The following is a 21,707-nucleotide window of genomic DNA, read 5'->3' on the forward strand; positions in this document are numbered from 1 at the left end:
CAATTCATTTGTACTATTTGTACATTAATTAATATTATACAGTAAATTAAGCTTTATATACAATCTCATCAATTAGATATTCTTCTCCATATGTGGTATATTTTCTAGTTATTTCTGATATCAATCCAAATTCTACTAGTTTATTCAATACTTTACTTAAATCTCCATCTATTTGCTTAAATATTGGCAAACTTTTTATCTCTTGAACAGAAAGCGGTCTTTGAGTTGTTTTTAACACCTCAATTATTGGCACACATATCACTTCAATATTATTATTGATAAACTCTTCTACTATGTTTAAAATACTAACAATTCTTTCTTTTAAATCTCCTCCATCCTTTAATAGTTCAAACATCTCCTTAACTGATGAGTCCATATTAACTGCAAAGGATAGTATGTCCTTATCTGTCATATGCCCTTTTACACTCATTGAAAGTCTTGCATAATACTTTACTAGATCAACACACCATTGAAATGCTGTTTCTATCTTATTTGTTACCATATACTTATTAACATAATGAACTGAATTTAAAAGATGTGCAAGTATCTCTATGTTTCTTATATTTCTTTCTCTATCAGAATAAAATTTTATTTCATCAAGCATTCTTTTTAGTTCATCATCTAGACAAAATAATATTTTTCCACTGAACACGGCTTTATGAAAGGTTCCACCCTTTAGATAGTTATAATATTCTTCAACAAATATATCCTTTGATACATATTGTATATTTATTTTTATATTAGAATATCTTGTTTGTATTAACTCATTTTTGTTTTGTTCCTTTGTTATTACAAAAAAATCTATATCTGATTTTTCCCAAATATCACCATTAACAAGACTACCATAAATCATAGCACATAATATACTTGAATTTGATTTTAATTTTTTCTCAACGCTCAAGTATGCCTCTTGATATAATCTTATGTTCATCAGAACCACCCCCAGCTTTATCAATTTAAAACGTAAAATTTTATATGATTATATCAAAAAAAATTAAGATTAACAATTATTCTTTAACTTTATCGACTTTTGTTATTATTGTCTTATTACACATTTCACAATAACAATAGTGGCTGCAATACATATCTTTACTAATATCATTTAAATCCTGCTCTTGATTTAATGAATATTCATCATAATAATATTCTACCCTATCTAATACCTTCATACTGTTTTTACAAATAGGACATATTGCTGTATATTCAACAATTCCATTGCAAACTGGACATATTAACATAGTTTCATCTCCTCTTCCTTTTTATATTTATAAGCCCAACTATAAAAATAAAAATTGCAGCTAGCCCCAAACATGTAAATACAGGGTTGAAGAAATATTTTATTTTGAAATAAACATATGGAAAAGTAATTAAATCTTTAATACCAAAGTCCTCTTTTTTACCAATTGCTAAAGTATATTTCCCACCCTTTCCAGCTGAATATACAGCTATTATATATTTACCTGATTTATTTATAATTCCACTAATAGATTGCCCCTTTAGATACTTTGTTTGTGTAAACTTTTCATAAAATTCATTTTCATAATTTTTAGGATATACTACATTAATTACCCCATAACCTTTTGGAACAGTAAATGGAACTTCATGTTTTGTTGAAATTTCCTTACTAATTATCGCAAAATTAGGTTCAAAACCTATATTACTTTTTATTTTTGGTACTAACATTTCAATATAAAACTTTTCTCCTTCCTTTGCATCAAATTCTAAAAAATCAACATCATTTTTATCATCCAATGATCCATATACTGCATACGAAATAGTATGGTCATCTATTATGATAGGTGAAGTTATGGTTGTATCCTTGTTTTCAAAAATAGGTTTATGAGCACTTACTACTGTAATTGTAAACAAAAAAAACAAAACAAAAACAATACTAATTTTTTTATTCATAAAAATTCCTCCTTTCCTCTAATTAAATATATTCAATATTTCAATTTTTATACAAAATAAAACAAAAAGAACACCAATATATAGAATATATTCGATATATCGGTGTTCTCATCATATTAAAACGTTTCTCTATATCTATCCATTATCTTACCAAATATTTCTGCTGTCGTAGGCGGAGTATATGATATTGCATTTGCACCCGCAAGTATTGTTTCTCTAATTGTTTCTTCTGTTGGCCCTCCAGTTGCAATTATAGGAACTGTTGGGAATTCTTCTCTTATTCTTCTAACTATCTTTGCAGTATTTTTAGCACCTGATACATTAAAAATACTTGCTCCAGCTTCTAACCTTTCTCTAAAATTTTCTCTTTCAGAAACTACAGTAACTACAATTGGTATATCTATCGTTTCTCTCATTGCCCTTATCGTTTCATTTGAAGTTGGAGCATTTACAACAACTCCAATTGCTCCCTGAAATTCCGCATCAAGAGCCAAGTTTACAACTCTTTTTCCTGTTGTTATTCCTCCTCCTACTCCACAAAAAACAGGTACATCAGCAGATTGCATAATAGCATGTGTTATTACTGGCTGTGGAGTAAATGGATATACTGCAATTACTGCATCGGCATTTGTATTTCTAATTATAGCAACATCGGTAGTAAATACCAATGATTTAATCCTTTTACCAAAAATAACTATACCACTTGCTTCTCTAATCACTGGAGGAACTTCAATTAGATGGCTTCTTAACGAACCTTTAATTTCTGGTATAAACTTACCATTCATTATAATACCTCCCTTTATATATTAACTTAAACAGATTTACCGCTAATGTTCTAAAATAAATTAATTATACTTACAAAAATTAATAGTAAACAGGAGATGATTTTATGAGTAACATACAGTTTGCTTTTTTATTATATATACTAATACTTAATTCTACAATTACATTATTTAAACATACATTTTATGATATTACAACTAAAAATAGATTAACAAATAATAAAGTTTGTTTAATTATAGTTGATGGTTTAAGACTTGATGCCATAAACAATATGCCCTACATTCAAAACTTAATTAAAACAAATGAAGCAAAATTTTCTATATCAATCGCTGACAATCCAACTATATCTAGATCTGGATATATGAGAATACTAACAGGATGCCCAACTGATATAAGTGGTATATCATCGAATAGTCAGCACCTTCCATCACCAATACTTGGAGTGCCACAATTAGCAGTTCAATACAACATTAAAACTGCACTATGTGGTTATTATTGGATATATGAATTATTCCCATTTGCATTCTATTTTAAAAGAATATATTTTATTAGAGACGGAACCACATTTAAAAATGCATATTCAATTATTGATGAATATGAACCAGATTTTTTAATTGTTCACCCTATGTCAGTAGATAATATAGGACATTCATATGGTGGAAGTTCAATTTTTTACTTTAAAGAAGCTTGTAATATAGACAATTCATTAAAAACATTATGTAATAAGCTTCAAAAACACAACTACAACATAATTATTACATCTGATCATGGTCATCAAAATTATGGAGGTCATACAAATTATGAACCAAACACTTTTTTGACACCTTTTATATTGATATCTAATAATTTAAATATAAATCCTCCATTATATATAAAACAAATAGATATTGCACCTACTTTGTGTGATTTATTAGGAATACCTAAAACTCTTTATATGACTGGTAATTCACTAATAAACAATAAAGACATTGTATATTTAAGAAGACTCCATATATATGATTTTAATAGACCCTTCGATTACAATTTAAATCTATCAATCTTAATAACCAATATAATACTGTTAATACATTTAATAGTATATTATTATATTATTTGTTTAATTAAAAAACTTATTAAATAAATTTTATCACATCAAAATTAAAAAGGGTAGAGATTTTCTAAAATTTAACAATCTCTACCCTAATATGCTTATGGCTGCCGAGGTAGGACTCGAACCCACAATTGCCTGATCCAGAGTCAGGTGCCTTACCAATTTGGCGACTCGGCATTACTTACTACATTTTATATTATACATAATTTATATAATTTTTGCAATATTATAATATTATTTTTGTAAAAATTTCTTATATTTATTAATTATATCCTCTGTAGTTTCTATAACTACTTCTATACCATCTTCTAAATATTCTTCACTTTTAACACAATTTAACTCATGAAGTGCTGAAACAATTCTTGCCTCTGTGTATGGAATTAACAGCTTTTCTGTAATTATCTTTGAAAATATCCTTAATTCTACTTCCTTTAAAAGTAGGTCTAAATTAATCTCTTTAATAGCTGATATCTCTACACAATTGTTGTACTTAGCCTTTATCGCATGTATATTTTCTTCCTTTGCTATATCAATTTTATTTATCGCTAATATACATTCTTTATTCTCTGCTCCAATTTCTCTTAAAACCTTATTTACTGTTTCTATCTGAACAATGGCATTTTCATTTGAACCATCTACAACATGAACAATTAAATCACTTTCAACAACTTCCTCTAATGTAGATTTAAACGCTTCAACCAAGTCGTGTGGAAGTTTCCTTATAAATCCAACTGTATCTGAAAAAAGCACATCTCTTCCACTTGGAAGTGTTATTATTCTTGTTGTTGTATCTAATGTAGCAAAAAGCATATTTGCCTCTAGAACTTTTTCTTTATCTTTACCATAAAGTTCACATAATTTATTTCTTAGTGTTGACTTACCAACGTTTGTATATCCTACAAATGCTACAACAGGTATTTCATTTTGTTTTCGTTTTTCCCTTTGAATGCTTCTATTTTTCTTAACCTTTTCAAGTTCCTTTTCTAAATCATAAATTCTTTCTCTTATATGACGTTTATCAATCTCAAGCTTCTTTTCTCCTGGCCCTCTTGTACCAATACCTCCACCAGTTCTAGAAAGCATTTGACCTAGTCCAGTTAATCTTGGAAGCCTATACTTTAGTTGTGCCAATTCAACTTGAAGCTTACCTTCCATAGATTTTGCCCTCTGAGCAAAAATATCTAATATCAATGTTGTTCTATCAATAACTTTACATCCAATTGTCTCCTCTAGGTTTCTTGTTTGAACACCATTTAGTTCATCATCAAAAATAACCGCATCTGCTAAAAGGCTTTGTCTTAAAAGTGCAATCTCCCTAGCCTTACCTGAACCGATAAAATATGCTGGATCTATTTTAGACTTATTTTGAACTACTTTATATACAACTTCGGCACCAGCAGTTTCTGCAAGTTCTTTTAGTTCCTCTAAAGACTCCTCCACTGAATAACCATCATCCGATTTACATCCAACTAATATTACCCTTTCTTTATCTGAAGGCTTGACTTCATGTGCTGTATACTCAATCCTTTTTTCAAGGTCGGTTACCAACTCTAAAAAATTAACATCATTTATATCATCAATACTATATGGGCCTTCAATATATGCTTCATTTTTGATTTGCCCTTCCTCAATTTTTAAATAGCCAAAGGAAAAACTTTTTGGTATTCCTTCAACAACAGATATAGCTACCATAGTATCAAATTTCATATCTATTAATGCAGTAATATCTGGAGTTGATAGCCTTGCATCTTCTGATAAGTGAGTATGGATGCATCTAATTCCATTTAATCCTCTATCACTTCTTTTTTCACTCATAAATTCAAGTGGAGCTGTTAGGTTATCTCCAATTAGTATGTTTATTATTTTACCTCTTCTATTTATATAAACTGCAATCTCCCTATTAATTGAATAGGACACCTCTGAAATTGTTGAAACAACCTCCATTGGAACTAGTATGTTTTTATCACAATCAAATTCATATAATGCTTCTAATCTATCTAAATAAAATTTTTTAATACCCTCAGTATTTCCATATATCATAAGACCAACTCCTTATCCTCTGTACTAAATACTTATTATATCATCATCTATTCTTCCCCTCAAGGTGAACAAAATAATATAATTAATCTTTCAATTCTTGACTTTTTTGCAACATTATTTTATATTATCTTTAATACACAAAAATAATGGAGGGACGGGAATGGAAAATAGAAAGGAAAATATACTAATTTCAGCAGAAGAAATACAGCAAAAAGTTGCTGAACTAGGTAGTATAATTTCAAATGACTATAAAGATAAAAAGCTTTATGTACTTTCACTTCTAAGAGGTAGCTTCATTTTTACTGCTGATCTTGTAAGACATATTACTGTTCCTGTAAAAATTGGATTTATGACAACTTCAAGCTACGGACACAGCGAAGAATCATCAGGTAAAGTACAAGTAGTTCATGAAATAGCTGATAATATCGAAGGATATGATGTTTTAGTTGTTGATGACATAGTTGATACAGGAATAACAATGAAATTTGTTATGGAATATCTACAAAAATACAACCCAGCAAGCGTAAAATCTTGTGTACTTCTAGATAAACCTGAAAGAAGAAAGGTTGATTTAACTCCAGATTATAAATGCTTCACAATACCAGATGTATTTGTAGTTGGATATGGCCTAAATTACGGTGACTATTATAGAAATAAACCATATATATTTAACTGGGAAAGCAAATAGGTCTGCAAAATTAGCAGACCTATTTATTTATGTCCTTTAAAAAGTCAAGATTAGCATATGTTTCAGGTACCTTTCCTACTATTATACTTTCTGATATTGGAACACTAGTTATAACTGAAACGTTATTTCTTGCAAATGGAACAATAACTTGTACACTTGCTTTAATATCAAGGTAAATTATATGTCTTGTTTGATTTATACCTGCTGACTGAAATTCTGATCTATAGTTTGTATTTACTGAACCTACAGGCTTCATCTTAAATGGAATTTTAGGTCCATAATTTGCAAGCAAATCATTTTTAAAAATTACACCTAGAGGAATAGATCCTTTTCTACCATCAATGTTTCTTATCCTGTCCTGTACAGCAAGGGAAATCTCAGAACCAATTCTGTTAAGTTCAACAGAGTTTGCTTGAATCATAACTATATTGCCATCCTTATCAGTTTTAACTGTTATTATATCATCATATGATATCTTATTTTTAAACTCTGTTCGTATTGTTTCATTTATTGTTTCAAGTGCAATACCTCTTGCTTCTGCATCACAATATGCAAGTATTATAGGACGTAGAGCTCTATCTAAAAAGTAAATATTTAAAATTAATACAATAAATAAGATAATTGTTATAATTATAGCTTTTTTTAGTATCTTCATCTTTTCCTCCAAATATATTACTACTAAAATCTATGTAAGAACAATTAAAAAAAGAAGTTGCAATTAGCAACTTCTTTAAGCAGCTGTTTGGCCATCTATACCTTCAATTTCACTTATACTAATTTGCCTTGTATGTTTAGTATGGCTCCATTCCTTCTTGTTCTTATCGATTATTCCTTGAACAGTTATTGGTATCCAAGTTAATGTATAAAAACCATACAATAAATACCATACATAAACTTTAAATCCTTTAATTCCTTCTACACTTAATATTGCTACAGAAACAATTGTTAAATATGCAAGATTTAATAATGATATTTTAACTATGTTGTCTCCTTTAGTTACAACTCTATCCATTAAAAACACGTTCAATGAGTAAAGACCGAAAAATACAAGCATTGTTTTTGATAGTTTTCTCTCTAGAGTCATAACAACTGGAGTAAACATAAACTGAAACACACTAAATAGCTTCCAAAGTAGCGGTGTAAATAAGTACTGTAAAATAAATATATTTAAACCTCTTTCTGAATGCGTTTGTAAGTAAGTTAAAACTAATGACATACCAAGCGCAAGTATTATAAATGGCTGTATTGTATAAAGCGCACAGTCAAAGGCAACAAAATCCCTATCTTTTATTGCCTTTTTAATTAGTTTGCTAAAATATCTTGTTGCAACATCAGCAAATCCTTGCATCCATCTCTTTCTTTGATTCCATGACTGTTTTAAGGTTAATGGCTTTTCATCATAAACAACAGCATTATGTGCCCAACCTACTTTATATCCATTTAGAACTAATTTACATGTAAACTCTAGGTCCTCAGTTAAACATGTTGCTCCCCAACCAAATCTCTTAAGAAGATCAGTTTCAACACAAAAACCTGTTCCACCTATTTGATTTGAAAGGCCAAGCTTCCATCTTGCCGCTTGGAAAAGTCTATTAGCACTCCAAAAGGCAATTGAGTAAGAGTGCGTAATCCATGAATCATCAGGATTTTTACTATCAATATATCCTTGAACAACTTTATATCCTTCAACAAGCTTTTTGTTCATTTCCTTTAGGAAATTTCTTGATGCTAGGTTATCGGCATCAAAAACTACTATAGCATCATACTTTTTGTCCATATTAAATATGTTGTTAAACATCCATTCTAATGCATAACCCTTACCTCTTTTTGTTGTATCAAATCTTTCAAATACCTGTGCTCCATGTTCCCTAGCAATTTTAGCAGTATTATCTGTACAGTTATCTGCAATAACAAAAATATCATAAAGCTCCTTTGGATAATCTAAGTTCTTTAAGCTCTCTACAATTTGTGCAATAACCATTTCTTCATTATGGGCTGCAACTACTAAAGCAAATGACTTTTGAGGTTCAACCTCTCTTTCATCTTCCTTTTTTAGTTTAAGACCAAAGAAAGATATAAACATGTAATAGGATGAAATAATAAACACTAGTATTTGAAAAATAAACGTAGTATTAAATATTAATTCCTTCATGCCAACTCCTCCATTTTTACTTTAACCAAGCTACTCTAAAATTAGCTTTAACAATTACAAAATCAATTATTCTTAATTCCTATATGATTATAATGCTATTTTTTAGTTTAATAAAGGCGATTTAAACATTATTAATAATTCTTTTACATTTTAAGCGTACTGATATCATTTTTGTTATAGAATTAAATATAGTATAATGTTATAATGGTAATATAATTGACTTGGCAAAAGGAGGTAAGGTATGGCTAGAAAAAAGAAAAAAGGAAATAGTAAAATATACAAAAATATTCTTCTGGTATTATTGGTAATTGTTCTTTTATCAGCTGCAGCAACAATAGGAGCTGTTATAAAAATTGTAAGCGATGCACCAGAAATAGATGTTAATATACTAGACAATTTAAAGCAGTCTGTTGAATTTTACGATAAAGATGGTAATCCAATAGCAAACCTTCATACAGGAGAAAATAGAAAAATTGTTTCTTTAAAACAAATACCTAAGCATCTTCAATATGCTTATGTATCTATTGAAGATGAACGTTTTTTTAAACATCATGGAATTGATATAAAAAGAATTTTTGGAGCAATGTTTGCTAATATAAAATCAAGGTCTAAAGCTCAAGGTGGTTCGACTATAACTCAACAATTAGTTAGAAACTATGCTCTAACTCAAGAAAAAAGCTATGTTAGAAAAATACAAGAAATGTATTTAGCAGTACAACTTGAGAGAAAGTTAAGTAAAGATCAAATACTTGAAGCATACTTAAACACAATATACCTAGGACCAAATGTTTATGGAGTTCAACAAGCTTCTAGATATTATTTTGATAAAGATGTTGAAGACATAACAATAGCAGAGGCTGCTTTTATTGCCGCAATAACTCAAAATCCTGGTATTTATAATCCATATAGTAAAAAGAATAAAGAAAACCCTGATAACTATTTAGGACGTCAGAGAATTGTATTGAAAAAAATGTATGAAAATGGATATATCTCTGAACAAGAATATCAAAAGGCTTTAAGTGAAGATTTAGTTGCAGCATTAAATAAACCAAAAACTAGATTAAGTAATAACTATATGAAATATCACTGGTTCATTGAAGCTGCAATAGATGAAATTGCAAAAGATCTGTCTGATAAATTCAAATTAGATGAAAAAGATGCAAGACAAAAACTAATAAGTGGTGGATATAAAGTTTACTTAACAATGGATGCAAGACTTCAAGAAAAGGCACAAGAAATATTAAACGATGAAAGATTTTATAAAGGTATACCAGTTAAGATTGATCAAACAAAATTAAAGGAAAATGAATCTCCAAAACCAAATCCTCAAGCTGCTGCAGTTGTAATGGATATTAATGGAGAAGTAAGGGCAATAATTGGTGGTCGAGGAAATCTTGGAGCTGGAGCATTCAACTATGCGACAGATGGTATAAGGCATCCAGGTTCTTCAATTAAACCTCTTGCAGTATATGCTCCTGCAATAGAAAAGCAAGTTATAACAGCATCAACTGTAATAAATGATTCAGATTCAGATGAAGAAGCCAATGAAATAAAAAATAAATATAGAGGCTGGTTCCCAGACAACTACGATAGAAGATTCCGTGGACCTGTTACAGTAAGATATGGACTTCAAGAATCCTTAAATACTATTGCTGCAAAAATTTTAAATAGAGTAGGTTTAGATACAAGTTATAATTATTTAATAAATAAATTCGATTTAGCTAATATAGACAAAAAAGATAAATATATGCCAGCAGCATTGGCGCTAGGCCAAACACTAGCATCCCCAATTGAAATGGCCTCTGCATATACTGCCTTTGCAAACAACGGTATAATTTCTCATCCAATCTTTTATACAAAGGTTGAAGATAGAACAGGAAGCATAGTTTTAGAAAAGAAACCAATTCAAAAAAGAGCAATATCAGAAGAAACTGCTTTTATTATGAATCAACTAATGCAAAATGTTGTAAAAGCAGGAACAGCACAAGCTGCAAACCTTGGTGCTATGCCTGCTGGTGGAAAGACAGGTACTACATCAAACAATGAAGATGGATGGTTTGTAGGATTTACTCCATATTACACATGTGCTATATGGATTGGTAAATCTGGACCAGAAGTTAAATATATAAGCGTTAAGAGTAAATTTGCAACTCCAATATGGAAGGCTATAATGCTAGAAGCCCATAGAGGACTTCCTATAAAGCAATTTATAAAACCTGAAGGTGTTGTTGCTGCTACAATATGTTCCCACAGCCGAAAATTAGCAACAGATACATGCCCAAGCAAGTATGTTGAATATTTCATAAGTGGAACTGAGCCTATTGAAACTTGCGATGTTCATTCAGCACCTGTAGTTCCTGTACCAGATGAAAATACAACTCAAGAAGGTAATGAAGGTAATACAAATAATTCTGATGTAAATAATACTACAGGAAACAATCAAACTACCGAGGATCCTAATAATACACAAAACACACAACAAAATAACAGTAATTCTCAAACTACATCAGGACAACAAAATAACTCTACTCAATCTCAAAACAAAAACCCTTCAAATAGATAAGCCGAGGAACTACTCCTCGGCTTTACTACTACTCCTTCTTATTATTTCCTCCATAGCTTTAGTGATTATAGGGGCACCTATTTCTACATTATCAAATCCATCCATTTTACCTATATCTCCAACCCCTATAATAATCGGTGCCCTCTTTTCATTTAGAACATCTACAGTATCTCCCTTTACTATCTTATCAGATTTAGGAGTACCACTTTTATCTACTCCCTTCTGAATTACATTTCCATTTTTATCAATAGAATAGTCAACCTTAATTCCTTTTACTCCATTTGTATTAGAAGCCACTGCAATAACCCCAATTACATCTACCTCACCACAGTTTAATATATATTCCATTGCTTCTTCGCCATCTCCCTTATGGGTGTTGCCTCTATCATCAACCATTACAACTACTGGATCATATTTTGCCTGCTTAACATATTCTACTATTTCTCTGCCTGTAATGGGCGTAGGATTACCTGCTGATCTTGAAATGCATCTACCTCCTATATTTTTTGCAGCAGCCTCAACTGCCTTCTGTGCAACCGAATCACCATCTGTTACAATAATTACCCTTTTTTTCAAAATATCACTCCTAACTTTTAGCTTTTGGATTAAATATTATTGCCATAAGGTATCCAAAAAATATAGCTGCTGCAATTCCTGCCGAAGTAGCCTTAATGCCACCTGTAAAAGCACCTATTAAACCATTCTGCTGTACTTCTTTTATTGTACCTTTTGCTAATGCATATCCAAAACCTGGGAGTGGAACTGAAGCACCAGCTTTGCCATACTCAAAAATTGGATCATATATCCCTAAGGCTCCTAATATAACACCTGCTGTAACAAAACTAACAAGTATTCTTGCTGGAGTTAAGCTTGTTTTATCCATAAGAATTTGTCCAATAAGACAAATTGTTCCTCCCACTATAAATGCCCTCAAATAATCCATCTTATACTCCCCTTTCTATTGCAACTGCATGTGCAATACCAGGAATTGATTCACCCTGCATAGTACTAGTAGGGCTTAATAGAGCTCCTGTTGAAATTAGAAGGATTCTATTAAGGTTGCCTTCTAAAAGTTGTTTATAGAGATATCCACAGAATACAATAGCCGAACATCCACACCCACTTCCTCCAGCATGAACATCCTGCTGTGTTAAATCAAACACCTTAACCCCACAGTCAGAATAGTTTGCACTCATATCAAACCCCTGTTTTTTTACTATATCTAAAGTTAATTCCATTCCAACCTTTCCTAAATCTCCTGTTATTATTAAGTCATAATCTTTATTTGTTCTTCCAGTATCTTTAAAATGTCTAAGAATTGTATCTGCTGCCGCTGGAGCCATTGCTGCTCCCATATTATTTGCATCTTTAATACCAAAATCTACCACCCTACCTGTTGTTACATGGGTTATGTAGGGACCTTTACCCTTACTTGATATAACTGCTGCACCTGCACCTGTAACAGTCCATTGAGATGTAGGTGGTCTTTGGTTACCATGTTCTAGTGGAAACCTAAATTGTCTTTCAGCAGAACAAAAATGGCTCGAAGTTGATGCTATAACATAATCTGCAAAACCACCATCAACTGCCATAGCTCCAAGGCTCATGGATTCTGTTAATGTTGAGCAAGCACCATAAAGTCCAAAGAAAGGTATTCTGTAATCTCTTGCCGCAAGGCTTGAAGCCATAAGCTGATTTAAAAGATCTCCTGCAAATATATAATCTATATCCTTTTCATCTATCTGAAGCTTCTCTAGAGCTAATCTTACTGCCTCTTTTTGCATCTTGCTTTCTGCCTTTTCCCAAGTTTCCTCACCAAACAAATCATCATCTAATACAATGTCGTAGTAATCTCTTAAGGGACCTTCTCCTTCTTTAGGACCTGCTATTGCAGCAGTTGAAATAATTGAAGGAGGATTTTTAAAGGCTATTGTTTGTTCGCCTAATCTTTTTTCTACCATTAAAATCCCCTCCTCCTTATTTAAATAAATTCATTATATAATATATAATTCCCACAATTACTGAACTTGAGATTCCATACACCAATACTGGTCCTGCAATAACAAACATCTTAGCTCCAACTCCAAATACAAAACCTTCACGCTTAAATTCCATAGCAGGTGCAACTATAGAATTTGAAAATCCTGTAATTGGAACAATAGAGCCTGCACCAGCAAATTTACCTATATTATCATAAACACCAATACCAGTTAAGAAGGCGCCTAAAAATACCATAATTGTTGCTACATAATATCCAACTTCTTCTTTAGGAATACCCATGTTTATAAAAAAATTCATTACAAATTGACCTATAACACAAATCAGTCCACCTACTACAAAGGCTGCTAAACAATCCTTAAGAAAATTTGAACTAGGAGCACTTCTTTTAACCATGTCTTGAAATTCTTTTTTTAGTCTTTCTTCGTTAGTATGTTCCATACAATCACCTTCCATCCTTAATGTTTTCATCTACACCTCTAATTGCAGATGTTATATTAAAGGATGTATTGCTATAATCATACCTATGTTCTTTATCTTCTGGCTGTTTAAAATTAATAACATCTACTTTTTTTGCCTTATAATACATTCTCTACACCTCCATTAATATTTTCTCCAAAAGTTTAAAAAATAAAACAAAAAGACCATGGATAAATACTATTCCATGGCCTTTTTTAAATAATTTAGTACCCTTTTTTCAATTCTTGATACCTGAACTTGAGATATACCCAATATCTCTGCTATCTGACTCTGGGTTAAATCTTTAAAATACCTTAAGAAAATGACCTGCCTATCTCTTGGTTCAAGATTTTGAATAAGTTCTTTTAGAGCTATTTTATCAATTATTTCTTCTCCATAATCCTTGTCTTCACTAACCCTATCTATTAAAAGTACCGCCGCACCATCATCCTGATGAACTGTATCATAAAGATACTCTGGTGAATTCATACTATCCATACTAAGAATAACTTCTTCAGTAGTTATACATAATTCTTTTGCAATTTCTTCGATTGTAGCTTCTCTCCCATATTCTTTTGCTAGCTTATCCTTTGCAAGCTTAATTCTTCTTGCAGTCTCCTTTACACTCCTACTTACCTTTATGATACCATCATCACGTATAAATCTTTTTATTTCACCTATTATCATAGGAACTGCATATGTAGAAAATTTTACATCATAAGACACATCAAATTTCTTAATTGCCTTAATAAGCCCAATACATCCTATCTGAAAAAGATCTTCATACTCATAACCTCTATTTAAAAACTTTTTTACAATGCTTGTTACTAAACCAATATTGTTTTTTATTAATTTTTCCTCCGCCTCTTTATCCCCCATTTGGCTTTTTAATATAAGCTCTCTAAAGTCCTCTTGTGCACTTACCTTTACATCATCCAAACCCTCTTTCATATTTTCCCCCCAAGCCTAGACCGATTTAAAAGTCTTTGTCATTACAACCTTTGTTCCCTTTCCTACCTCAGAATAAACCTCTAAGCTATCCATAAATGTCTCCATAACTGTAAAGCCCATTCCAGATCTTTCAAGCTCTGGCCTTGAAGTATAAAGAGGCTGTCTTGCAAGCTCAACATTTTCAATTCCTTTACCATTATCTTCAACTTCTATAGTAAGCTTATTTCCTTCTATATAACATCTTAAAGTAACAATTCCTTCTGTATTTTCATATCCATGAATTATTGCATTTGTTACAGCCTCAGATACTGCAGTTTTTACATCTGAAAGCTCTTCTAAAGTAGGGTCAAGCTGTGATGCAAAAGCAGCTACTACTACTCTCGCAAATGACTCATTTACTGATTTACTTGGAAACTCTAACTTCATTTCATTTTTAAACATAATATCCCCCCCATCATAAGCTTAAAAGAGCCTCTTGTACTGTCTTGTATTCATTTAAAATTTTGAAAAGACCACTAAGTTCAAAAATCTTTTTTATCTGAGGCTTTAGATTAACTACTGCTACTTTCCCATCATAGTCCTTTAATTTTTTATATCTCCCAATTATAACCCCTATACCTGAGCTATCCATAAAATTTACTCCAGTAAAATCAAATATTAATTTATTTACACCAAGCTCCTCAATTTTATTATCAACCTTTATTCTTACGCCCTCAGCAGAATGATGATCAAGTTCACCATGCATTTCAACAATTAGGCAACCATCTTCTACGTTAAACTTTAGCTGCATACCCATCCCCCCAAATATATTTTTACTTTATGCCACTTCCATGTTTGAAAATATCACATTTCACTTGGGTGGCATACCTATATAATTCTACAAAAGATAATTATTTCCTTCTTTTATAAAATACTTTTATTTTTTTCTTCTAAACCCAATTAAATATATCAATAAAGCTAAAATTATATAGAATATAATCTGATTAGAAATTGTTAAATATGCCTTTGGCAATACCTCATAAAGAGTAGATATACCAAAAACGATGAAAATAAATGCTGCTCCTAGTTTAATATATTTTTCTGGTAGATACTTAGAAATTAAAGTTCCACCTAATATACCTAAAGTATCTGCCACCATCATACCTAATGTTGCTCCTATAAGTACTAATATTGGTGCTTTAGCCTGTGCTGCAAAGGTTAATGTCATAAGCTGTGTCTTATCCCCAAGCTCTGCTAAGAAAAAAGTTGTTCCAACTGTAATAATAGGACCAAATTTATCTTCATTTTTTATGTTACATGCCTCTCCTTCTTCTACCTCTTCTTCATCTTCGCCCTTTAAACTCCAAAGCCCAAATCCAATGAATAAAAATGCTGCAGCAAGCTGAATATAATCAAATCTTATATAACTTCCAAGATATGTTCCAACTAAAACAGCAAGAGCATTTAAAAGTAATGTTGCTGCAAATACTCCTGCAATAACCTGCTTTAATTTATATTTACTAGCACAGGCCATTGCAAGAAGTTGAGTTTTATCTCCCATTTCTGCTACAAGTACAAACAAAAATGCCTTAAGTAGTGCCATAATCCTTCCTCCTTTTTATTTTGTATTTATTATTTTATACATAATTAAAGACCTTTAACACAATGCAAAGCATTGTGTTAAAGGTCTCACTTGACAAACGTCCGATAAAGCCAGGCCAAAGGCCAGCATGTTGACTTTATCAACCCAAAATGGGCAGCTACTCCCCTTTAACAACATCTCTATTATAATATTATATGCTTATACTATTGTTGTCAACACTATCCATTTATTAATTTAACATAAAATTTTCTTGACCTTGGCCCATCAAATTCACAAAAATATATACCTTGCCAAGTTCCTAACTTAAGTTCTCCACCTTCAATTATCACACTACAGGAGGAACCCATAAGAGATGCTTTAATATGGGCATGTGAATTTCCCTCTACGTGCCAATAGTCACCTACTTTTGGGAATACCTTATCTAGTGTTACTATCATATCCCTTACAACATCTGGATCAGCATTTTCATTAATTGTAACTCCAGCTGTTGTATGGGGAACAAAAATAACTGCTATTCCATCTTTAACTCCACTCTTTTTTACAGCCTCTCTAACCAAATTAGTAATATTAATAAATTCCTCTTGTTTGGATGTTCTTATACTAAACTCCATTTTTACACCTCCGAATATTTTAGTGTAATCTTACAAAAGATATTTATACATATAAAATTTTACTATATTTTTTTTGACATGAATATTGTAATTAATCCTAATTAATGCTAAAATGCTATTTGTATCTAAAATCCCAAAAAGGAGGCGATGTTGATGGCAATGGACTTATGGCTAAAGGAAATGCAGCTTGAAGGCGAAGGCGTTGCTATGTCCTACAAAATTAAAGAAACTCTACTTAGAAAACAAACTCAATATCAAGATATGGCAATAGTTGATGCAGAAGTATTTGGTAGAATGCTTATACTAGACGGTATAGTTCAAACAACAGTAAAAGATGAATTCGTATATCATGAGATGATTGCCCACATTCCACTATTTACTCATCCAAATCCAAAGAAGGTTCTTGTTGTAGGTGGCGGAGACGGTGGTGCTATAAGAGAAATATTAAAGCACAAATCAGTTGAAAAGGCTGTTCTATGTGAAATAGATAAAGACGTTGTTGATGCATGTAAGAAATACCTTCCAGAAATAAGCTGTGCACTTGATGATCCAAGATGCGAAGTATTTATTGGAGATGGAATTAAATACGTTAAGGAACATAAAAATGAATTTGACGTTATAATAGTTGACTCAACAGACCCATTCAGCATTGCAGAAGGTCTATTCGGTGGAAACTTCTACAGAGATATTTATGAAGCTCTAACTGAAGATGGAATATTTGTTGCTCAAACAGAAACTCCATTCTTCTTACCAGACACAGTAAGAAAGGTATTTAATGATGCAAAGTCAATCTTCCCAATAACTAAGTTATTTATGGCAGCAATCCCAACTTATCCAGGTGGATACTGGAGCTTTACAGTAGGTTCAAAGAAATACGATCCAACACAAGTAGATATAACTAAGATTCCAGAAATGGATACAAAATATTATACTCCTGAAGTACATAAGGCATGTTTCGTACTTCCAAAATACATAAAGCAAGTTATTGGAGAATAAAAATAGCAGGATTTTATCCTGCTATTTCTTCTTTTATAATCCTTTTGGCCGTATTTGATTTATCAAAAATAATGCTTAAAATATATGTCAATATAAATGCTGAAATTAATCTTACAAAAAATATAACCCATCCATTTGCTCCTATTTGTACAAATACAAGTGTATCCTCAACGATTGCATGGCATGCTCCTAAAAACACTATTACAAGATACATATCTTTTTTAGATATATTTCCTTCTTCAGCAGCATCTATTATAAGCCCTGCACCATAAACTATGCCAAAAAATAATCCTGAAAATAGAGGAAGAATTGTAGTCTCGGATAACTTAAGCATTTTAGTCAATGGTTTAAATATACCACAAATTTTATCTAAAAGATTTAACTCCTTTATAATCTCTATAATTATCATAAGAGGAATCACTATCTTAGCAACAGTTAATATAGAAGACATACTTCCTAAAAACGCTTCTTTTAAAATCTTAATTAACAAAAATACCACCTCTTATAAAAAAATATTCAATAGAATACCTGCTACAAAGGCAAGAATCTGCCTAACTATAATCATGAAGGTCGCAGAAACCCCAATCTTTTTACAAACTGCTGTTTCTAAAAATAGACTATGAGAAAAACAGAGCATAACTGAAATTATTGTTATCTCCTTTGCATTTAAAGTAAGAGCTAATATTGCTCCTATACCTGCGTATAAATTTATTGCATTTCCTATAACAAATGGTAAAGCAGCCTCACCCGGTAGACCAACTAAATGCATAACAGGTTTAAAAACAAGAGCTATATAATTAATAAGAGGTGTATATTTTATAAATGTAACTATAAAATACACAGGGACCAATATTTTACCTATTTTTATTGTTGTCTCTAAGCCTTTTTTAACTCCTCTTATCCCCCCAGTTTTTACTGCTTCAATCATTTTTTCACCCCCTCTTAATTAATTATAAATATACATACCATTTTTGTTAACTATTTTTTAGAATTTTTCTAAAAACCATTTGTTTTCATTTATATCCCACCTTAACTCAATAGGTTCATCTCTTCCTTCAACAGAACACAAAAATATGTAACACTCTTTTAAATATCTACGCTCTTTGTTAATTTTCATTACTCTATTTACTTTCAAAACCCCTATACTGCACATGACCATAATAGGATTCATTACTGTATCTTGAAATAATACTAAAACATTTGCCTTCTCTCTTAAAAGCTTCATATCCTCCCACCACCTTTATTAAAGGAATTCATTGGGATCCATTCATCCTTATCTAAAACCTTTATCATTTTATTACTATCATTTTTCATTGTTATAGCTCTACAAACAGCGTATTTCCCATATTTTTCTCTAATAGCATCTAAACACATATCTAATTTTTCTCTTTTTCTTCTTGTAGCATCTTCAAAAATACTAATCTGCTCAAACTTTTGTTTTTCTCTAAGTCCAGTAACTCTAATACCAAGAAGCCTAATCTTACTTCTTCCATCCCAATTTTTTAAAAATAAATCAACTGCATACTTATGTATATCCTGTGTGGTATCGATGTACTCACTTATCTTATGCCTTCGCACCACTGTTTCAAAACTACTATTTCTATATACAACCTCAACGACATTTCCTTCAACCCCCATCTTTCTTAATCGCATCCCTACACTTTCTGCTAAAATCATAAACACTTCAGATACCTCATCGATATTTATTAAATCCTTAGGAGTTGTTATTGAATTTCCGACCCCTTTAACAGTATCATAATCACTTTCCACCTTTGAAAAATCTATACCATTAGCATAATTCCAGTAGTATCTTCCTAACTTACCAAATTTATTAACCAAAAGTGTAATTGGAGTGTTGGCCAAATCACCTATTGTAAAAATACCAAGATCATTTAATCTTCTTTTCATTCTTCGCCCAACACCAAATAATTCTTCAACAGGCATAGGCCAAATAATTTTAGGTACATCCTCCTCATCTATTATACTTGTTGCATCTGGCTTTTTTAAATCTGATGCCATCTTAGCCATAAGTTTGCAGTAGGATACTCCAACACTTGCTGTAATACCAAGCTCCTCCCGTACCCTCTTTCTTATTAAATCGGCAATCTGTACACCGTCTCCAAATAATCCTGTACATCCTGAAACATCAAGCCAAGCTTCATCTATACTAAAAACTTCAACATCTGGTGTAAAAGATCTCAAAATATCCATAACACGATTAGAATACTCCACATATTTTCTAAAATTAGGCTTAACTAAAATCAAATCCCTACACAATTTAAGTGCATCTCCTATTGTCATACCAGTTTTTATTCCATATTTTCTAGCCTCATAAGAAGCAGTAAGTATTATACCCGTTCTCTTTTCTTTGTCTCCCGCAACTGCAATTGGCCTTCCTTGAAGACTTCTATCCTCTGCCTGTTCTACAGAAGCATAAAAAGCATTCAAATCTACATGCAATATATTTCTCACAACACCGCCTCCCGAACATATGTTCGTATATTATATTATACTACTTTTCTCAAAAAATCAAACAAAAAAAAGTGCCACCCAAGTGAAATGTGACATTATCCATATCATGGATCATATTACATCACTTGGGTAACACCAATTTATCCTCTTAAAGTTGCCTTTATTCTATTAGGATTTAAAATCAATTCTAATGCATCGATTGGTGATTTTACAACAATGTCAGCATAATTAATTAATTTACCACAACACCCTTCTTCTCCAATAACCGCAATAGAAAGATCACTTATCTTAAACATTTCAATATCATTATATCCATTTCCTATACATACAGTTTGTCCATCTAATGCTTTTACTATATCTTTCTTACATTTAGCTGCATTTTCATTTGCAAAAATTTTTATTGAAACATCTAAATCCTTACACTGCTTCTCTACAGTTCCATATGTATCTGCTGTCAATATATATACTTTCAAAAATTTACTTATATCTTCCAACATTTCTTTAATTCTTATGCTTATATTCCCGTCAACCGCTATTGTACCATTATAATCTAAAACTAAATTTTCTAGCTTTAAACTTTCTCTACCTGGTATATCTACTAATAACATATTATCCCCCTCTTGTTTAAATATTAAACATATATCATCTTTCTAGTCATCCCACCATCTACAATAAAGTTTGCACCTGTTATAAAAGAATTTTTTTCATCTATCAAAAATAATATCATTGATGCAATATCATCTACATTTCCAACCCTTCCTGCAGGATGCTGTTTATTATCCATTTCGCTTAAAACTGGAGTTTTTCTTATACTTTCTTTCTTCCATTCACTAACCTCAATCCACCCAGGGCTTATACAATTTACCCTTACATCTGGTCCTAAGCTTACAGCAAGTGCATGTGTTAATGAAAAAATTCCTCCCTTTGAGGCCGAATATGCTTCTGTATCCCTTTCAGACATAAATGCTCTAGTAGAAGCAATATTTACTATTGAACCATTAGACTGTTTAAGATATGGTGCACAATACTTAGAACACAAAAATGCACCTGTAAGATTTACAGATATAACTCTATTCCATTCCCCAAGACTTAACTCTTCAATTGGCTTATTTATAGAAATTGCTGCATTATTTATAAGTACATCAATTCTGCCATACATACTAACAGTTTCACTTACCAAATTCTTAACATCCTCTTCTTTAGAAACATCACAATAGATAAACTTTATTTCACCATATTCCTTTAATTCATTTTCTGTTTCTTTTCCCGCTTCCATGTCTATTTCAGCAATTACAACATTGTAGTTTTCCATAAGCAACCTTTTAGCTGTACCCTTTCCTATTCCTTGTCCTCCCCCTGTTATAATAACTGTCTTTTTAAATTTTTTCATTGCATCCACCACCTTGCATATGAT

General features: G+C 31.4%; 27 protein-coding genes, 1 tRNA gene and 1 riboswitch. Of the genes, 4 read left to right on the plus strand and 24 right to left on the minus strand.

The features are described from left to right. Positions 1-46 precede the first annotated feature (46 nt). The 4 genes from TCEL_RS06475 to TCEL_RS06490 form a co-directional block, all read right to left on the minus strand. Entirely contained in the window at positions 47-931 is an 885-nt protein-coding gene (locus TCEL_RS06475) for a nucleotidyltransferase domain-containing protein (RefSeq protein WP_018662348.1), read from the minus strand. A 76-nt stretch (positions 932-1,007) separates the two neighbouring features. Beyond that, positions 1,008-1,238 carry a hypothetical protein gene (locus tag TCEL_RS06480; RefSeq protein ID WP_018662350.1) on the minus strand — a complete coding sequence of 77 codons (231 nt, stop codon included), beginning with the start codon at positions 1,236-1,238 and terminating at the stop codon, positions 1,008-1,010. 4 nt (positions 1,239-1,242) lie between these two features. Continuing rightward, positions 1,243-1,908, minus strand: coding sequence for a hypothetical protein (locus TCEL_RS06485; protein ID WP_018662352.1), 666 nt, complete (start codon positions 1,906-1,908; stop codon positions 1,243-1,245). A 116-nt stretch (positions 1,909-2,024) separates the two neighbouring features. Next, positions 2,025-2,693, minus strand: a complete 669-nt coding sequence (locus TCEL_RS06490; RefSeq protein ID WP_018662354.1) for a beta/alpha barrel domain-containing protein — start codon at positions 2,691-2,693, stop codon at positions 2,025-2,027. 104 nt (positions 2,694-2,797) lie between these two features. Here TCEL_RS06490 and TCEL_RS06495 point away from each other — a divergent pair, with 104 nt between their 5' ends. Further along, the gene (locus TCEL_RS06495; protein ID WP_018662356.1) at positions 2,798-3,811 is read left to right on the plus strand and encodes an alkaline phosphatase family protein; all 1,014 of its coding nucleotides are present in this window, start codon (positions 2,798-2,800) and stop codon (positions 3,809-3,811) included. A 71-nt stretch (positions 3,812-3,882) separates the two neighbouring features. Here TCEL_RS06495 and TCEL_RS06500 read toward each other — a convergent pair. Next, a tRNA-Gln gene (locus tag TCEL_RS06500) sits at positions 3,883-3,958 on the minus strand. A gap of 57 nt (positions 3,959-4,015) precedes the next feature. After that, positions 4,016-5,821 (minus strand): GTPase HflX, encoded by a 1,806-nt coding sequence (hflX, locus tag TCEL_RS06505; RefSeq protein ID WP_018662357.1) that lies wholly within the window; start codon positions 5,819-5,821, stop codon positions 4,016-4,018. 160 nt (positions 5,822-5,981) lie between these two features. On the opposite strand from hflX, the gene hpt reads away from it, so the two are divergent. Further along, positions 5,982-6,509: a hypoxanthine phosphoribosyltransferase gene (gene hpt / locus TCEL_RS06510; protein ID WP_018662359.1), complete on the plus strand. Its 528-nt coding sequence runs from the start codon at positions 5,982-5,984 to the stop codon at positions 6,507-6,509. A 19-nt stretch (positions 6,510-6,528) separates the two neighbouring features. Here the strand turns inward: hpt and yunB are convergent, their stop codons facing one another. Both yunB and TCEL_RS06520 read right to left on the minus strand, forming a co-directional pair. Further along, positions 6,529-7,164, minus strand: a complete 636-nt coding sequence (gene yunB, locus TCEL_RS06515; protein ID WP_018662361.1) for a sporulation protein YunB — start codon at positions 7,162-7,164, stop codon at positions 6,529-6,531. Positions 7,165-7,239: 75 nt separating this feature from the next. Then, positions 7,240-8,661, minus strand: coding sequence for a glycosyltransferase family 2 protein (locus TCEL_RS06520; protein WP_018662363.1), 1,422 nt, complete (start codon positions 8,659-8,661; stop codon positions 7,240-7,242). A gap of 241 nt (positions 8,662-8,902) precedes the next feature. Here TCEL_RS06520 and TCEL_RS06525 point away from each other — a divergent pair, with 241 nt between their 5' ends. Further along, positions 8,903-11,224: a transglycosylase domain-containing protein gene (locus tag TCEL_RS06525; protein ID WP_018662366.1), complete on the plus strand. Its 2,322-nt coding sequence runs from the start codon at positions 8,903-8,905 to the stop codon at positions 11,222-11,224. 9 nt (positions 11,225-11,233) lie between these two features. Here TCEL_RS06525 and spoVAEA read toward each other — a convergent pair whose 3' ends face one another. The 10 genes from spoVAEA to TCEL_RS06570 form a co-directional block, all read right to left on the minus strand. Further along, positions 11,234-11,800 (minus strand): stage V sporulation protein SpoVABEA, encoded by a 567-nt coding sequence (spoVAEA, locus tag TCEL_RS06530; protein ID WP_018662368.1) that lies wholly within the window; start codon positions 11,798-11,800, stop codon positions 11,234-11,236. 10 nt (positions 11,801-11,810) lie between these two features. Beyond that, the gene (spoVAE, locus tag TCEL_RS06535; protein ID WP_018662370.1) at positions 11,811-12,167 is read right to left on the minus strand and encodes a stage V sporulation protein AE; all 357 of its coding nucleotides are present in this window, start codon (positions 12,165-12,167) and stop codon (positions 11,811-11,813) included. Position 12,168: 1 nt separating this feature from the next. Beyond that, complete coding sequence (gene spoVAD / locus TCEL_RS06540; RefSeq protein WP_018662371.1) at positions 12,169-13,185, minus strand: stage V sporulation protein AD; 1,017 nt, start codon at positions 13,183-13,185, stop codon at positions 12,169-12,171. Positions 13,186-13,201: 16 nt separating this feature from the next. Further along, entirely contained in the window at positions 13,202-13,663 is a 462-nt protein-coding gene (gene spoVAC / locus TCEL_RS06545) for a stage V sporulation protein AC (protein ID WP_018662373.1), read from the minus strand. A gap of 4 nt (positions 13,664-13,667) precedes the next feature. After that, on the minus strand, positions 13,668-13,811 hold the full coding sequence (locus TCEL_RS13480; protein WP_018662375.1) for a hypothetical protein: 144 nt from the start codon (positions 13,809-13,811) through the stop codon (positions 13,668-13,670). Positions 13,812-13,879: 68 nt separating this feature from the next. Next, complete coding sequence (gene sigF, locus TCEL_RS06550) at positions 13,880-14,632, minus strand: RNA polymerase sporulation sigma factor SigF (RefSeq protein ID WP_018662377.1); 753 nt, start codon at positions 14,630-14,632, stop codon at positions 13,880-13,882. A gap of 15 nt (positions 14,633-14,647) precedes the next feature. Then, entirely contained in the window at positions 14,648-15,073 is a 426-nt protein-coding gene (spoIIAB, locus tag TCEL_RS06555) for an anti-sigma F factor (protein ID WP_018662379.1), read from the minus strand. Positions 15,074-15,086: 13 nt separating this feature from the next. Beyond that, entirely contained in the window at positions 15,087-15,422 is a 336-nt protein-coding gene (gene spoIIAA, locus TCEL_RS06560; protein ID WP_018662381.1) for an anti-sigma F factor antagonist, read from the minus strand. Positions 15,423-15,548: 126 nt separating this feature from the next. Beyond that, entirely contained in the window at positions 15,549-16,214 is a 666-nt protein-coding gene (locus TCEL_RS06565) for a TMEM165/GDT1 family protein (RefSeq protein WP_018662384.1), read from the minus strand. A 47-nt stretch (positions 16,215-16,261) separates the two neighbouring features. Beyond that, positions 16,262-16,392, minus strand: a riboswitch (yybP-ykoY riboswitch). Between the two features lie 40 nt (positions 16,393-16,432). Then, on the minus strand, positions 16,433-16,825 hold the full coding sequence (locus tag TCEL_RS06570; protein WP_018662386.1) for a secondary thiamine-phosphate synthase enzyme YjbQ: 393 nt from the start codon (positions 16,823-16,825) through the stop codon (positions 16,433-16,435). 159 nt (positions 16,826-16,984) lie between these two features. Here TCEL_RS06570 and speE point away from each other — a divergent pair, with 159 nt between their 5' ends. Next, positions 16,985-17,821: a polyamine aminopropyltransferase gene (gene speE, locus TCEL_RS06575; RefSeq protein ID WP_040683950.1), complete on the plus strand. Its 837-nt coding sequence runs from the start codon at positions 16,985-16,987 to the stop codon at positions 17,819-17,821. A gap of 13 nt (positions 17,822-17,834) precedes the next feature. Here the strand turns inward: speE and TCEL_RS06580 are convergent, their stop codons facing one another. From TCEL_RS06580 to TCEL_RS06605, 6 genes are all read right to left on the minus strand, one after another. Beyond that, a complete protein-coding gene (locus TCEL_RS06580) occupies positions 17,835-18,311 on the minus strand; it encodes a nucleoside recognition domain-containing protein (RefSeq protein WP_018662390.1) in 477 nt (158 codons plus the stop codon). 12 nt (positions 18,312-18,323) lie between these two features. Beyond that, the gene (locus TCEL_RS06585) at positions 18,324-18,749 is read right to left on the minus strand and encodes a nucleoside recognition domain-containing protein (protein ID WP_018662392.1); all 426 of its coding nucleotides are present in this window, start codon (positions 18,747-18,749) and stop codon (positions 18,324-18,326) included. A 57-nt stretch (positions 18,750-18,806) separates the two neighbouring features. Then, entirely contained in the window at positions 18,807-19,046 is a 240-nt protein-coding gene (locus TCEL_RS06590; RefSeq protein WP_018662393.1) for a hypothetical protein, read from the minus strand. Then, on the minus strand, positions 19,043-20,293 hold the full coding sequence (gene dinB / locus TCEL_RS06595; protein WP_018662395.1) for a DNA polymerase IV: 1,251 nt from the start codon (positions 20,291-20,293) through the stop codon (positions 19,043-19,045). Before dinB ends, TCEL_RS06590 begins: the two co-directional genes overlap by 4 nt. A gap of 140 nt (positions 20,294-20,433) precedes the next feature. Then, positions 20,434-20,901 carry an HAD family hydrolase gene (locus TCEL_RS06600; protein ID WP_018662397.1) on the minus strand — a complete coding sequence of 156 codons (468 nt, stop codon included), beginning with the start codon at positions 20,899-20,901 and terminating at the stop codon, positions 20,434-20,436. A 23-nt stretch (positions 20,902-20,924) separates the two neighbouring features. Continuing rightward, positions 20,925-21,683: an SDR family oxidoreductase gene (locus tag TCEL_RS06605; RefSeq protein ID WP_018662399.1), complete on the minus strand. Its 759-nt coding sequence runs from the start codon at positions 21,681-21,683 to the stop codon at positions 20,925-20,927. Positions 21,684-21,707 lie beyond the last annotated feature (24 nt).

Source organism: Thermobrachium celere DSM 8682, from assembly GCF_000430995.1.
Classification (GTDB): Bacteria; Bacillota; Clostridia; order Clostridiales; family Caloramatoraceae; genus Thermobrachium; species Thermobrachium celere.